The sequence below is a fragment of the Microbacterium sp. G2-16M genome (assembly GCF_055809115.1).
Genome location: NZ_CM147897.1, coordinates 2,104,808 through 2,118,620, shown reverse-complemented (window position 1 = coordinate 2,118,620; position 13,813 = coordinate 2,104,808). Strand labels below are relative to the sequence as shown.

The 13,813-nt window shown below is 71.6% G+C and carries 11 protein-coding genes; 5 read left to right on the top strand and 6 right to left on the bottom strand.

Going from position 1 to position 13,813, the window contains the following annotated elements:
• Positions 1-51 precede the first annotated feature (51 nt).
• The 5 genes from AC0L6F_RS10055 (at position 52) to AC0L6F_RS10035 (ending at position 7,156) form a co-directional block, all read left to right on the top strand.
• Complete coding sequence (locus tag AC0L6F_RS10055; RefSeq protein WP_473537786.1) at positions 52-1,344, top strand: glycoside hydrolase family 15 protein; 1,293 nt, start codon at positions 52-54, stop codon at positions 1,342-1,344.
• Positions 1,341-3,581, top strand: a complete 2,241-nt coding sequence (locus AC0L6F_RS10050) for a glycoside hydrolase family 31 protein (RefSeq protein WP_473537784.1) — start codon at positions 1,341-1,343, stop codon at positions 3,579-3,581. Before AC0L6F_RS10055 ends, AC0L6F_RS10050 begins: the two co-directional genes overlap by 4 nt.
• A gap of 130 nt (positions 3,582-3,711) precedes the next feature.
• Complete coding sequence (locus AC0L6F_RS10045) at positions 3,712-4,284, top strand: TetR/AcrR family transcriptional regulator (RefSeq protein WP_473537782.1); 573 nt, start codon at positions 3,712-3,714, stop codon at positions 4,282-4,284.
• Between the two features lie 98 nt (positions 4,285-4,382).
• Positions 4,383-5,894: an amidase gene (locus AC0L6F_RS10040; protein ID WP_473537780.1), complete on the top strand. Its 1,512-nt coding sequence runs from the start codon at positions 4,383-4,385 to the stop codon at positions 5,892-5,894.
• A complete protein-coding gene (locus tag AC0L6F_RS10035) occupies positions 5,891-7,156 on the top strand; it encodes an ABC transporter substrate-binding protein (protein WP_473537779.1) in 1,266 nt (421 codons plus the stop codon). The genes AC0L6F_RS10040 and AC0L6F_RS10035 overlap by 4 nt, the downstream gene beginning before the upstream one ends.
• 376 nt (positions 7,157-7,532) lie before the next feature.
• On the opposite strand, the gene AC0L6F_RS10030 is transcribed toward AC0L6F_RS10035, so the two are convergent.
• Genes AC0L6F_RS10030 through AC0L6F_RS10005 form a run of 6 tightly spaced genes read right to left on the bottom strand, consistent with a single transcriptional unit; the run spans position 7,533 to position 13,595 of the window.
• Entirely contained in the window at positions 7,533-8,447 is a 915-nt protein-coding gene (locus AC0L6F_RS10030) for a LysR family transcriptional regulator (protein ID WP_473537777.1), read from the bottom strand.
• A gap of 26 nt (positions 8,448-8,473) precedes the next feature.
• Positions 8,474-9,271 (bottom strand): ABC transporter ATP-binding protein, encoded by a 798-nt coding sequence (locus AC0L6F_RS10025; RefSeq protein WP_274636451.1) that lies wholly within the window; start codon positions 9,269-9,271, stop codon positions 8,474-8,476.
• Positions 9,272-9,281: 10 nt separating this feature from the next.
• Positions 9,282-10,088 carry an ABC transporter permease gene (locus AC0L6F_RS10020; RefSeq protein WP_354002970.1) on the bottom strand — a complete coding sequence of 269 codons (807 nt, stop codon included), beginning with the start codon at positions 10,086-10,088 and terminating at the stop codon, positions 9,282-9,284.
• The gene (locus tag AC0L6F_RS10015) at positions 10,085-10,906 is read right to left on the bottom strand and encodes an ABC transporter permease (protein ID WP_473537775.1); all 822 of its coding nucleotides are present in this window, start codon (positions 10,904-10,906) and stop codon (positions 10,085-10,087) included. The genes AC0L6F_RS10020 and AC0L6F_RS10015 overlap by 4 nt, the downstream gene beginning before the upstream one ends.
• Before the next feature lie 13 nt (positions 10,907-10,919).
• Complete coding sequence (locus AC0L6F_RS10010; RefSeq protein ID WP_473537773.1) at positions 10,920-11,909, bottom strand: ABC transporter substrate-binding protein; 990 nt, start codon at positions 11,907-11,909, stop codon at positions 10,920-10,922.
• Between the two features lie 33 nt (positions 11,910-11,942).
• Positions 11,943-13,595 carry a thiamine pyrophosphate-binding protein gene (locus tag AC0L6F_RS10005; RefSeq protein ID WP_473537772.1) on the bottom strand — a complete coding sequence of 551 codons (1,653 nt, stop codon included), beginning with the start codon at positions 13,593-13,595 and terminating at the stop codon, positions 11,943-11,945.
• Between the last annotated feature and the right edge of the window lie 218 nt (positions 13,596-13,813).

The window sequence follows — 13,813 nt, the reverse complement described above, 5'->3', positions numbered from 1 at the left end:
TCCGCGGCATCCGATTCCCGCGGACACGGCCCCTCCCTCGAAAGAAGCCTTGTGAACGACATCCCTCCGCTCCGCCTCGGGACTGACGGCGAGCCTGACGGGCCCGACATCGCCGCGCTCGCCGAACGCAGCCGGCAGCTCATCGGCGCACTGCAGACGCCCGAAGGCGCGTTCCCGGCGAGCCCCACGTTCTCGGCGTACGTCGGCTACAGCTGGCTGCGCGACGGCGCCTTCATCGCGGACGCGATGTCGGCCGCGGGCGAACAGGGCTCGGCCACCCGGTTCTTCGGCTGGTGCGCCGATGTCATCGAGCGCCGCACGGACGCGATCCGCTGGATCGTGGACGAGTCCCGCGCGGGTCGACGCCCGCCGGCCGAGCACATGCTCCCCGCCCGCTTCACCTTCAGCGGCGCGGACGGCACCGACGAGTGGTGGGACTTCCAGCTCGACGGGTACGGCACCTGGATCTGGGCGCTCGCCGAGCACCTCACGCGATACGGGCTGGATGCCGCGCCCTACCGCGCCGCGGTGGAGCTCACCGTCGACTATCTGCTCGTCTCGTGGGAGCGCCCCTGCTACGACTGGTGGGAGGAGCACGCGCAACACGTGCACGTGTCCACCCTCGCGTGCATCGCCGCCGGCCTGGATGCGGTCGCCGGCTTCGTCGACGCGGACCGGGCCGGCAGCATCCGCGCCGAGACCACCGCGATCCGGCGCCTCGTCGCCACGCAGGGCACGCGCGACGGCCACCTCATCAAGTGGATCGGCAGCACCGCCGTGGACGGCAGCCTGGCCGCCGCGATCGCCCCGCTCGGGTTCATCGATCCGGCCTCCGACCTCGCCCGCCGCACCATCGGCGTGCTCGAGGCGCATCTGACCGTCGACGGCGGCGTGCACCGCTACCTCGGCGACACGTTCTTCGGCGGCGGGCAGTGGCCGCTGCTGTCCTGCTTCCTCGGTCTGGCCCACCTCGCCGCGGGCGACCGCAGCCGCGCGGGCGAGCTCCTGGAGTGGGCGGCGGCCGCCGCGACCCCCGACCTGGATCTGCCCGAACAGACATCCCGCCACCTCATCGCCCCCGGCATGCGCGAGGAGTGGATCCAGCGCTGGGGGACGGTGGCGACGCCCCTGCTGTGGAGCCACGCGATGTTCCTGCGTCTCGGTCTCGCGCTCGGGCGGATTGCGCCGGTCGCGGCTTTGCCGGTCGAGGTCGTGCCTGACGCTGTGTCGGTCGGTGTGGAGCTGGTCGACGCCGTGCCGATTGACGCGGTGCCGGTCGATGTTGTGTCGGTCGATGTGGAGCCAGCCGCCGCCGCGGCGACCACGGAAGGAGCCGCCCGATGATCCGTCACCGTCCGTCCGGGTCGGGGCATCCGTACTCCGTCGACACCGAGCAGCGGTGGCCGATCGTGCCGCTGGTCGGCCAGACCGCCGCCCTGGGCCTGCGCGCCGACGCCACGGTGGAGTCGGCGGTGTGCACGATCGAGTGGCAGCCGGATGACGGCGGTGCCGGCGCCATCGAGGAGCTCACGCTGGAACGGGTCGCCACGACCTCGCGCGGCCGGGTCAGCGACGGCGGGCACCTCGCCTCCGCCGCGAGCCGGCTGGCCCGCGCGACCGGCGGCTGGCAGGCACGGACCGCGACGCTGCGCACCGGCGGACGCTATCGCTACCGGTTCACGGCGACGCATGCCGACGGCCGCACCGAGCGCACCCGCTGGTTCGAGTTCCGGGCGGCGCAGTGGGTGCCGGCAGAGGATGCCGTGACCCAGAGCGGCCGCGCGCGGGTGCTCCCCGGCTCGACCGAGGTGCTCCATGACGGGCAGCGCGCCTGGCGGGTGCGGTTCGCGCTGCCGCTGGAGGCCGCCGAGCACGTGGCCGGATTCGGTGAACGGTTCGACGCCGTCGATCAGGCGGGCGGCAGCCTCGACGCGGTCGTCTTCGAGCAGTACAAGAGCCAGGGCGCCGAACGCAAGACCTACCTGCCGATGCCGTTCGCCCACGTCGTCGGCGGCGCCGGGTGGGGGTTCCACGTCGACACATCGCGCCGCGTCTGGTTCGACGTCGGCGAGACGGATCGCCGCCGCATCCTCATCGAGGCCGAGACCGGCGCCGAGGGCACCATCGCACTGCGGCTGTTCGACGGCGCTCCCGTCGACGTCCTGCGCGGCTTCCTCGACGGCGTCGGTCGTGCGACCGAGCTGCCGGCGTGGGTGTTCCGGCTCTGGGCCAGCGGCAACGAATGGAACACGCAGGCCGAGGTCATCCGGCAGATGGACCTGCACGCCGCGCACGACATCCCGGTCGGGTCGGTCGTGATCGAGGCGTGGAGCGACGAGGCCACCTTCACCGCGTTCCGCGATGCCCGATACGAGGTGTCGGCGGACGGGGCGCCGCACCGCCTGGCCGACTTCGACTTCCCGTCCGAAGGTGCCTGGCCGGATCCGAAGGGCATGACCGACGAACTCCATGACCGCGGCATCCGTCTTCATCTCTGGCAGATCCCGCTGATCAAGATGCGTCCTCATCCCACCGGGCAGCTCGCGGCGGATGCTGCGGCCGCCGTGCGTGACGGCGTCGTGATCCGAGAGCCCGCCCCGCGCGGCGGAACCCGCCCCTACCGCAACCGCGGATGGTGGTTCCCGCTCGCGCTCATGCCCGACCTTACCGACGAGCGCGCGGCGCGGTGGTGGACTGAGAAGCGCCGCTACCTCGTGGACGAGATCGGCATCGACGGCTTCAAGACCGACGGCGGCGAGCACGCCTGGGGCGCCGAGCTCGTCTACCTCGACGGGCGGCGCGGCGACGAGAAGAACAACCTGTTCCCGGTGGCGTACGCGGCGGCGTACGGGCAGCTCCTGCAGTCGGCGGGCAAGGCGCCGGTGACGTTCAGCCGTGCCGGGTTCAGCGGATCGCAGGCGCACGGCGCGTTCTGGGCCGGCGACGAGAACTCCACCTGGGAGGCGTTCCGCTGGTCGATGAACGCCGGCCTGTCGGCCGCAGCATCCGGAATCGTGTACTGGGGCTGGGACATAGCCGGCTTCTCGGGCGAGATCCCGTCGGCCGAGCTGTATCTGCGCGCGACGCAGGCGGCTGCGTTCGTCCCGATCATGCAGTACCACTCGGAGTTCAACCACCACCGCACACCGTCGCGCGACCGCACGCCGTGGAACATCGCCGAACGCACCGGAGACGCCCGGGTGCTCCCCGTCTTCCGTGCGTACGCGCAGCTGCGTGAGCGGCTCGTGCCGTACCTGACGGCGGCGGCCGCCGAGAGCATCGCGACCGATCGACCGCTCATGCGTCCGCTGTTCTTCGAGTGGCCGGACGACCCCGAGGTGTGGCGCGCGGATATCGAGTGGCTGCTGGGGGACGACATCCTCGTCGCGCCGGTGCTCGCGCCCGGGGTCGAGGAGCGCGACGTGTACCTGCCGGCCGGCGAGTGGATCGACGTCTGGACCGGGCACCGGCACGCGGGCGGGCAGACGATCACCGCGGCCGCGCCGATCGCCCGGATCCCCGTCTACACCCGCGACGCCGGCCTTCTCGCGCTCTTCGAGGGGGCCGCGCCCGGGGCGTGACGCGGCCGTGCGCGGGGCGGGACGCGGCCGCGGCGAGCGGGTTCGCGGCTAGACTCGGCGATACTCTGCTCCGCCGCATCCCGCACCGTGGCGGCGCCGATCCCGAACCTGTCATGACGAGGTGAGAGGCATGCTCCGTGATGATGCGCGCCGCACCCGCGCGATGGTGCTGCGCGCGGTCTGGCAGCTGATGAGCGAGACCGGCACGGCCCGGATCAGCGTCGACGGCATCGCCGACCGTGCTGGAGTCAGCCCGGCCAGCGTCTACCGGCACTTCGGCAGCAAGCAGGCGCTCATCGACGAGGTGTCGGTCGACCGCTGGCGGCGCGCGGCGGGGTGGGCCGCAGGCTCGGGCAGACCCGAGCGGGCCCTCATCGACATCGTCACGACCCTCGACCGGTTCTCGCTGATGGTGACCGATGACAGCGAATTCATCGCCGCGGCCGGCGTCGACGTGGGTCAGACCCCGGTCGCCATCCTCCCCGTCCGGCGGGAGTTCGCCCAGCGCTTCGAGGCGCTGTGGGCCACAGCATCCGCCGCCGGCCATGTGGTGTCGTGGGCCGACCCGATGGACCTCGTCGATCTCGTCGGCGGCATCCGCGACGCGGGACGCCGCGTTCCGAAGCTCACCACGCTGATCAACGGGTTCTGCGCTCCGCGGATCGACGCGCAGCACCTGGCCCACGCCGTCCTCACGCGCTGAGCGCGCGGTGCGGTCGCCGGCCCCGCATCTGCGAGGAACGCGCGGCATTCCTCTCACTTCGACGCCGCCGAGGCACAGCCGTTCGTATGGTGTGCGGTATGGCGCATATCGACACCGACCTGCCGCTGGCGGGCATCGACGTCCTGAGTACCCGTCTTCGCACGGGTGAGCTCACCGCCACCCGGCTGGCCGAGACGATGCTCGAGCGGATCGCCGCCCGCAACGGCGGCGACCCGACGTACGACGGTGCGCCCGAGGCGATCAACGCCTGGGCCCACCTCGACGCGGACGCGACCCTGCGCCACGCCGCCGACGCCGACCGGCGGATCGCCGACGGAGACGCTTCGCCGCTGTGCGGTATCCCGATCGCGGTGAAGGACCTCTTCGCCGTCGCCGGTCAGCCGCTCACCGCCTCCAGCCGCGTGCTGGAGGGATCCGTCGCCGACGTCGACAGCGCCCCCTGGGCGGCCCTCGCCGCTGCCGGGGCGGTGTACGCCGGACACACGCACACGCACGAGTTCGCCGCCGGCGGCACGACCGATCAGGTCGGCAACCCCTGGAACCTCGCGCACTCCGCCGGGGGATCCAGCGGGGGCTCGGCCGCTGCGGTGGCGGCCGGGATGGTGCCCGCCGCTCTCGGCACCGACACCGCCGGATCGGTGCGCATCCCCGCCGCTCTGTGCGGCGTCTCGTCGTTCAAGCCCACGTTCGGCCGGGTGTCGATGGATGGCGTGATCCCGCTGGCGGCCACGCTCGACCATGTCGGGCCCCTCGCGCGCACGCTCGCCGACTGTGCTGTGCTTCTGCCGGTGCTCTCGGCGGCCCCCGCCACCCGCGACCCCTGGGGAGTCTTCGGTCGACCGCCCTTTCCGCTGCACTCACCAGTTGATCCGCAGGGCGGATCAACTGGTGAGTCGCGCGGAGACCTCACCGGGCGGCGCATCGCGATCACGCCCCGTGCCGACCGGGACGAGGTCGACCCCGACGTGCGCGACGGCTACGACCGGCTGTGCGACCTCGCGCGGGCTCTCGGCGCCGAGATCGTCGAGCTGGCCGCCCCCGACGACCTGTCGTCCGCTGATTACGACACGATCCTCATCGCCGAGGCCCGCGCCCACCACGCGCGATACCGCGCCCGCGGGGACCGCTACCGGGCGTCGGTGCGCGCGTTCATCGACCCGGATGCCGCACCCCTGCCCGTGGACGCGTACCTGGGCGCGCAGGCCCGGCGCCGCGCGGTGACCGCGCGGTGGGATGTCTGGTTCCGCGAGCACCGGATCGACGCGCTGCTCGAGCCGACGAGCGCCGTGACGGCGCCGGCACGGGGCAGCGGGTACGACGCCGGAAGGCCCGCCGGGGGCACCGACCCGCTCACGATGTTCACCGCCACCTGGAACGTGACCGGCTTCCCCGTCGTGGCCCTGCCCGCCGGCATCGGCTCCCGCTCCGGTCTGCCGGTCGGGGTGAGCCTGATCGGCGCACCCGACGCCGACATCGACGTGCTCGCGCTAGGCATCGCCCTGCAGGATGCCGCGCCGCCGCCCGTCTGGAGCCCCGGCATCCCGAACCCCGGCATCCCGTTTGCATCATCGGAGAGGAACGAACGATGAACCTGCACCACAACAACAGGCACCGCCGCGCGCGGGGCATCCTCGGCGCGGTGGCCGTGGCATCCGTCGTCGGCCTCGCCCTCGCCGGGTGCGCCCGCACCGACGGCGGCGGGCGCGGGGACGCGGCATCCTCCCCCGGCATCACCGACACCGCGGTGACCATCGGGATCAGCTCGCCGCTGAGCGGCCCGGTAGCCGGCCCCGGCACCTGCACGGCCGACGGCGCCATCGCCTACTTCGGCGCGAAGAACGCCGACGGCGGCGTGACGTTCGGGGACGGCGAGACCCGCGAGGTGAAGGTCGTCGCCCTGGACGATGCGTACGACCCGCAGAAGGCCAAAGCCAACTACGACCAGCTGAAGGGCACGGCGTTCGCCATCGCGATCGGGCTGGGCACTCCCACCAACCGCGCGTTCCGCGAGGCGGCGATCGCCGACGGCGTGCCCCAGGTGCTCACCGGCACCGGAGACCCCCTGTTCAGTGACCGCGAGAAGTCGCCGATGCAGCTGGACGCGTTCCCCACCTACGTGGAGGAGGGCCGGGCCTTCGGCGAGATGCTCGTCGCCTCGGGCACGCACAAGGTGGCCGTGCTGTCGCAGAACGACGACTACGGCAAGGACTACCTCACCGGGTTCACCGAGGCGGTCAAGGATGCTCCGAACATCACCATCACCAAGCAACTCACCTACGAGGTGCCCGACCTCTCGCTCGACACCCAGATCACGACGCTCGCCGCGACCCGGGCCGACGTCATCTTCAACGCCGTCTCGCAGCCGCACCTGACGGTCTCGGCGATGAAGAAGGCGCAGACGCTGGGGTGGCTGCCGGACTGGTTCCTGCCGTCGAACACGTCCGGCGTCGCACCGATCCTGAAGCCGGCGGGGGCGGATGCCTTCCCCAACGTCTACACGATCGGGTACCACAAGACCCCCGACGACCCCGCCTACGCGGACGACGCGGATGTGAAGAAGTTCGTCGCCGACCTGGCGAAGTACACGAAGCAGCCCGAGATCCCCGAGTTCCCGCACTGCATGTGGGGGTACATGGCTGCCGCGATCCTCGACAAGACGTTCCAGCAGATGTCCGAGCCCACGCGCGCCGAGTTCATGACCCAGCTGCGGTCGATCAAGGGATACCAGACGCCGCTCATGCTCGACGGCGCCGAGGTCGACACCACGATCGACGGCGAGCCGGCGATCTCGTCGGTGATCCTCGAGCGGTTCAACGGCAGCGGATACGACCCGATCGACGCCTTGAACTGAGCGGGGGAGACGCGGGGCGCGGCCGCCGGGCCGCGGGCCTTGGCCGCCGCGCCCGGGGCGGGGCCGCGGGCGCGGGGCTGGAGAGATGGGGCCGCGGGCGCGGGGCTGGAGAGATGGGGCCGCGGGCGCGGGGCTGGAGAGATGGGGCCGCGGGCGCGGGGGCCGAAGCCGCCGGGAGACGGGGCCCGGGGCCTTGGCAAACGCGCGCGACTGAACATCAATTCGCCCACTGCACATCATTCTCGGCCGAAATTCATGTGCACTCGGCCAAATCGTACGATCCCGAAGAACACACCACGCGGGGCCACGCGGGGCCACGCGACGCGGGGCCGGGCGGGGCCGGGCGGGGCGGGAGAAGACAGGCAGGGCGGGCGGGTCAGGCGGGGTCGGCCGGCACCGGGGTGAAGCCCGACTCAGCCTCGGTCGCGGCCAGCACGATGTCGCGGAACCACAGCAGCGAGCTGGCCTCCTGATGCGCGGACCGGGTGTACAGCCGCACCTGCACCGGCTCGAACGGGAACGGCAGGTCGCGCATCACCAGCGGCCACTCGCGCGCCCACCGCACGGCCAGGCTGTACGGCATCGTGGCGACCAGGTCCGTCGCGCACAGCATCGGCGGCAGCGCCGTGAAGTGGTTCATCACCGCGACCGGCTCGCGCGCCCCGCCCAGCGCGTCCACGGCCCGCTCGATGTTCGAGTGCCCGGATTCCCCGGTCACCACGGCGTGCGACGCACCCCGATATGCGGCCAGGTCGAGCTCGCCCGAGGCGAGGGGGTTGGATGCCGCCATCAGCACGACGTACGGCTCGTGCTTCAGCGTCCAGGTCTGGAACCGGCCCGGGACGACCGCCGAGTTGATCGCGACATCCACCACCCCGCGGGCGAGCGTGTCGGCCATTCCGGCGGGATCGAGCTGGATGACGTCCACGCCCATCCCGGATCCGGCCGCGCTGACCCGCTCCACGATCGAGGCCAGCCAGTGCATCTCGCCGAGCTCGGACAGCGCGATGCGGAAGCGCCGGCTCGAGGTCGCCGGGTCGAACGCCTGCGCCGAGACCGCGTTCTCGATCCGGCCCAGCGCATCCCGGATCACCGGGAACAGCTCCTGGGCGTACGGCGTCGGGAGCATCTCGCGCCCGGACCGGTAGAACAGCTCGTCCGCGACATCCCGTCGCAGCCGACTCATCGCCTGGCTCACCGCCGACTGCGTCACGTGCAGAGCGGATGCCGCTCCGGTCAGGCTGCGCGCTTCGTAGACCGCCATGAAGGTCCGCAGCAGGTTGAGGTCCATGACCCCATACTGGCCGTCCCGCCCGATCACGACGTGGGGACCGCCCCCGTCTTGGCCATCAGCTGGCTGGACGCCTTGATGTTGCGGTAGATGTGGGCCCGCAGCTCGCCGAACTCGGGCAGCTGCTTGGTCGCCAGCTGGTCGCGCGGCTTGGGCAGCGTCACCGCCACGTCCTCCTCGATGAAGGTCGGGCGCGCGCCCATCACCAGCACCCGATCGGCCAGGTAGATGGACTCGTCGATGTCGTGCGTGACGAACACGATCGTCACGTCGAAGTCGTCCCGCACCTTCATCACCAGGTCTTCCAGGTCGGCGCGGGTCTGGGCGTCCAGCGCCCCGAACGGCTCGTCCATCAGCAGGATCTCGGGCTGGTACGCCAGCCCGCGCGCGATCGCCACACGCTGCTGCATCCCGCCGGACAGCTGCCACGGGTACCGGTCGGGCGACGCGCCCAGCCCCACCGACTCCAGCGCGTGCGCTACGCGCTCGCGCCGCGCCGCCCGGCTCAGCTTCATCCGTCGCAGCGGGAACGCCACGTTGTCGGCCACCGTCATCCACGGGTACAGCGAGTTGGCGTAGTCCTGGAAGACCAGCGCGATCTGCTCGGGCGGCCCGGCGACGGGATGCCCGTCCACCTCGATCGTCCCGGCGGTCGGCGCCAGCAGCCCGGCCATCAGCTTCAGCACGGTGGTCTTCCCGCATCCGGAGGGCCCCACGATCGTCACGATCTCGCCGCCGCCGATCTGGAACGTGAGGTCCCTGACCGCCAGCATCCCCGTCGTCGCGTCGCCGTAGCGCTTGCTCACGCCGTTCAGTGTCAGCATCGTGTTCCTTTCACCGCGCCGCAGCGCGCGCCCCGCGGTGCCAGGCCAGCACCCCGCGTTCGATCAGTGTGAACACAAGGTTCAGCAGGTATCCGAGGATGCCCAGCAGCAGGATGCCGGACCACATGTCCGCCAGGGCGAACGTGCGTTGGGCCTGCAGGACGAAGTACCCGAGCCCGTCGGTGGAGGCGACCATCTCGCTGATCACCATGAGGATGATCGCCAGCGGGAGCGCCGTGCGCATGCCCGCGAAGATCTGCGGCGACGCCGCCCGCAGCTGCACGTGCAGCAGATCGTCGGATGCCCGGATGTGATAGACCCGCGCCGTCTCGGCCATCGTCGGCTCGATGCCGGCGATCCCGTCCATCGTGTTCAGCAGGATCGGCCAGATGCACACGAACGCGATCAGGGCGACCTTGGCCGACGAGTCCACGCCGATCGCGACGATCGTGAACGGCAGCAGCGCCGGCGGCGGGATGGCCCGGAGGAACTCGATGATCGGCGAGGCCTGGCGGCGCAGCCAGGCGACGCGCCCGAGCAGGACGCCCAGCAGCACGCCGAGCACAGCGGCGATGAGGTAGCCGCTGAGCAGCCGGGCCAGCGAGGGCACGAGATCGACCGGGATCCGCGCGAACAGCCAGTTCTTCTGGAACGCGACCAGCACGTCCTGCAGCGGCGGGAAGTAGAAGCTGCCGGCCGTGTTCGTGAAGATGAGCACGCCGAGCACCACCAGCACCGGCAGGAGCACCTCGGCCGCGACGTACCAGCCGCCCCGGCGGGTGGCGACCCTTCCCTTCTCGCGCTGCGCCGTGGTCATGACTCGACCTTCCGATGCGATGGATGCCACTTCAGCACGCGCTTCTCGAGCCATGCGAACGCGGCGTTCAGCAGCAGCCCGAGGATGCCGGACATGACCACGTACGCGTACATCACATCCACGGCGCTGCCCTCGCGGGCGAGGTTGATCTGCTCGCCGATGCCGCCGGCGTTGATCACGATCTCGCCGGTGAGCACGAGGATCAGCGCCACGGTGGAGGCGATCCGGATGCCGGTGGCCAGATACGGCGCCGCGCTGGGCAGCACCACCTTCAGGGCGACGTCGCGGCGGCGGATCTGGAACGAGCGCGCGGTGTCCAGCTGGGTGGGCAGCACATTGCGCACCCCGTAGATCGTCTGGATCAGCAGCGGCCAGATCGCGGCGAACGCGGCGAGGAAGATCTTGCCGTCGCCGAGGTTGCGGCCGAACAGCAGGAACACCAGCGGGATGAGCGCGACCGACGGCACCGGGCGCAGGAACTCCACGATCGGGCGGGTCGCGCGGTACGCGAGCTCGCTCGAGCCGAGCAGCAGGCCGAGGGGCACGGCGATCACGATCGCGATCCCCAGCCCGATCGCCCAGCCGCGGAGGGTGTCCAGGATCGCCCACCACGCCTCGGGCGTGCCGAGCTCGCCGACCAGGGTGACGATGACCACCGACGGCGGCGGCAGGAATCGGCTGGGCAGGATCTCGAGCCGGGTCACCAGCTCGGCCAGCAGGAGGACGACGACCACGCCGCCGAGCGCACCGACCCCCCTGCCCATTCGTCGCAGCAGGGTGGCCGGTCCGCTCGGGGCGGGTCGGGACAGGACCGTCATGATGGCGTGCGGCCTACGACTTCGGCGTGTAGATGAGGTCGGCGGCGTTCAGGTCCTTCTCCAGGACCCCGTAGCTCTTCGTGTAGCCGATCAGCTCCTGCATCTGGTCGATCGGCAGGTCCGGGCTGAAGATCGGCAGCCGGATCGCGGCGGCCATCTCGGGCTTGACCGACGTGTACTCCGGGATGATCTTGCGCACGGCATCCGGGTTGTCCCGGGCGTACTCGACCGACTTGATGATGGCGCGGGTGAACGCGGCCACCGTCTCGGGGTCGCGGTCGATGACCTGCTGCGAGGTCTCCCACGCGCCGTTGGGGAAGTGCTTGCCCATCACGACGTACGGGGTGTCCACGACGTGGCCGCCGGCTTGCAGCACGGCGGTGACGAACGGCTCGGGCACCAGCGCAGCATCCACTCGCCCCTCCGAGAGCGCGACCGGCATCTCGGGGAACGGGATCTCGGTGAGCTTCATCTTCGAGTCGTCGATGCCCTGCTTCTCCAGCGAGGCGCGCACCTGCACCTCGGCCACGCCCTTGAGCGCGTTGACCGCGACGGTGGCGGTGGCGAGGTCCTCGGGGGTCTTCACCGCGCTGTCCTTGCCGGCGACCACGATCTGCCAGTCCTTGTCGGGGGTGTCGGCGCCGGTGTCGTTGCCCGCGAGGAACTTCAGCGGCAGGCCCTGCGACTGGGCGGTGAAGACCGGCACGTAGCCGGCGGCGATGAAGTCGAACGATCCGCCCAGCACGCCGGTGATCATCGCGCTGCCGGACTGCACGTTCTGGATCGTGACATCCAGCCCCTCGTCGGTGAAGAAGCCCTGCTGCTGGCCGAGCTGGACCGAGGCGAGGTTGGCGGTCGGCAGCGAGGCGACGGTGATGGCGACGGGCTCGCCGTCGGTGTGGTCGGCCCCGCCGCCGGACCCGGACGCGCACGCGGTGACGGCGAGGACGGATGCCGCGAGCCCGGCGGCGGCGAGGGTGAAGCGGGTTCTGCGTGAGGACATCGTTGTACTCCTTGGTTGTGCGGGGGATGTGCGTCAGTTCTCGTCCATCGAGTGCCCGAGCAGCCAGGACGGGAAGGCCGCCGTCTTGGCGTCGATCACGAACGGGCGCTCGCGCGGACCGTCCAGCCAGTCCTGCAGCGGCGCGATGTCGGCCGCCGACCGGACCGTGATGGCTTCGCAGCCGTAGCCGCGGGCGACGGCGGCGATGTCGGTCTCGGGGAACAGGACCGTGTCGAGGTCGTCGGTGACGTGCTTGAAGTGCTGCACCTCGGCGCCGTACGCGCTGTCGTTGTAGACGAGCACGAGCAGGCCCAGCCGCAGGCGGACGGCGGTGTCGAGCTCGACGTGGCTCATCATGAAGCCGCCGTCGCCGACGCCGGCGATCGGGATGCGGTCGGGGTGGGCAAGCCCCGCGCCGATGGCGCTGGCCAGGGCGAGTCCGATGGACTGGAACGCGAGCGGGACGCTGTAGCCGTGCACGTCCGGCACCTGCAGGTAGGCGCCGGGGTAGCCGTTGAAGTTGCCGCCGTCGGGCACCACGACCCGGTTGAGGGGGACCATGGCGTCGACCGCGTTGGTGAACGTGCGCGGGTCGATGCGGTCGGCGTCGCCCTGGTCGTCGAACGGCTGGTCGCGCCACAGCAGGGTCTGGGCGAGCCGGCCCTCGACCTCCGGGGTGCGGTAGCCGGTGCGGCGGACCTCCCGCTCGGCGAGCAGGTCGGCGACCGCCGCGGCGACGGCCGCGGTGTCGCCGCGGACGCCGAGATCGATGCGCGTGTGGCTGCCGAGGGCGTCCGGGGTGTCGTCGATCTGGACGATCGTCTTGTCCTTGAGCAGCGTGCCGTTGCGGGTGGTCCAGCGGTTCAGGCTGGCGCCGAAGGCCACGAGCACGTCGGCGCCGGCGATGAGCTCGGCGCCGCCGTCGGTGGCGAAGCCGCCCATCACGTCGATGTGCCACGGGTCGTCGTGGAAGAGGCCGCGCGCGGCGGCCGAGGTGGTCAGCAGCGCGCCGACCTGGCCGGCGATCCGGGCGATCTGCTCCTTCGCGTGCCAGGCGCCGCGGCCGGCCACCAGCACCGGGCGCTCGGCCGCGGCGAGCAGATCGGCGAGGGCGCGGATCGCGTCGCCGCCGGCTCCGGCGCCCTGCGTGACGGGCACGGCGGGCACGGCATCCTCGTCCCAGTCCACGAGCGCGGTCTGCAGGTCGATGGGCACCGACAGCACGACCGTGCGGCGGTCCTTCACCGCGTGGACGTACGCGCGATAGGTGTCGGCGACGGCGGTCTCGGGGCGGTGCACGCGCATCGCGGCGGCGCCGAGCGCGGCGACCGCCTCGTCCTGGTCGATGTAGAAGTTCGAGGTCTTGGCGTGCCCGGGGGTGTCGCCGGTGAGCACCACGATCGGGGTGCGCGCCTTGGCCGCCTCGGTGATGCCGGTCATCGCGTTGGTCAGGCCGCACCCCTGGTGCAGGCTGACCACCGCGACCTCGCCGGTCGTGCGCGTGTACGCGTCGGCCATGCAGGTCGCACCCATCTCGTGCCGGGCGGCCGTGTACGGCATCCCGCCGGTGAGCAGGGCGTTGGTCATGTGGAAGTTGCCGCTGCCGACGACCCCGAACACGCGACTCACCCCGAGGCGGGCGAGGGTGAGCCCCACCGCCTCGGCGACCGTGATCCTGCGACCCATGCTGTTCCTCCGCTTCCTTGCGTCGTGCCTGTCGAGCATCGCAAGGCCGGAAGGATAAGTCGACTGAGGATTACTTGGGTCGCCCATCAGTGGGGCTAATGGGTGGGTGGGGTCGTGGGGTGGAGTCGCGGGGTGGGCCGATCGGCGGGGTGGGCGGTCGGCGGGGCGGGCGCCGCGCGTCGGCCTGAGCGCATCGCGGCGCATGGCCGGTGGCGCCG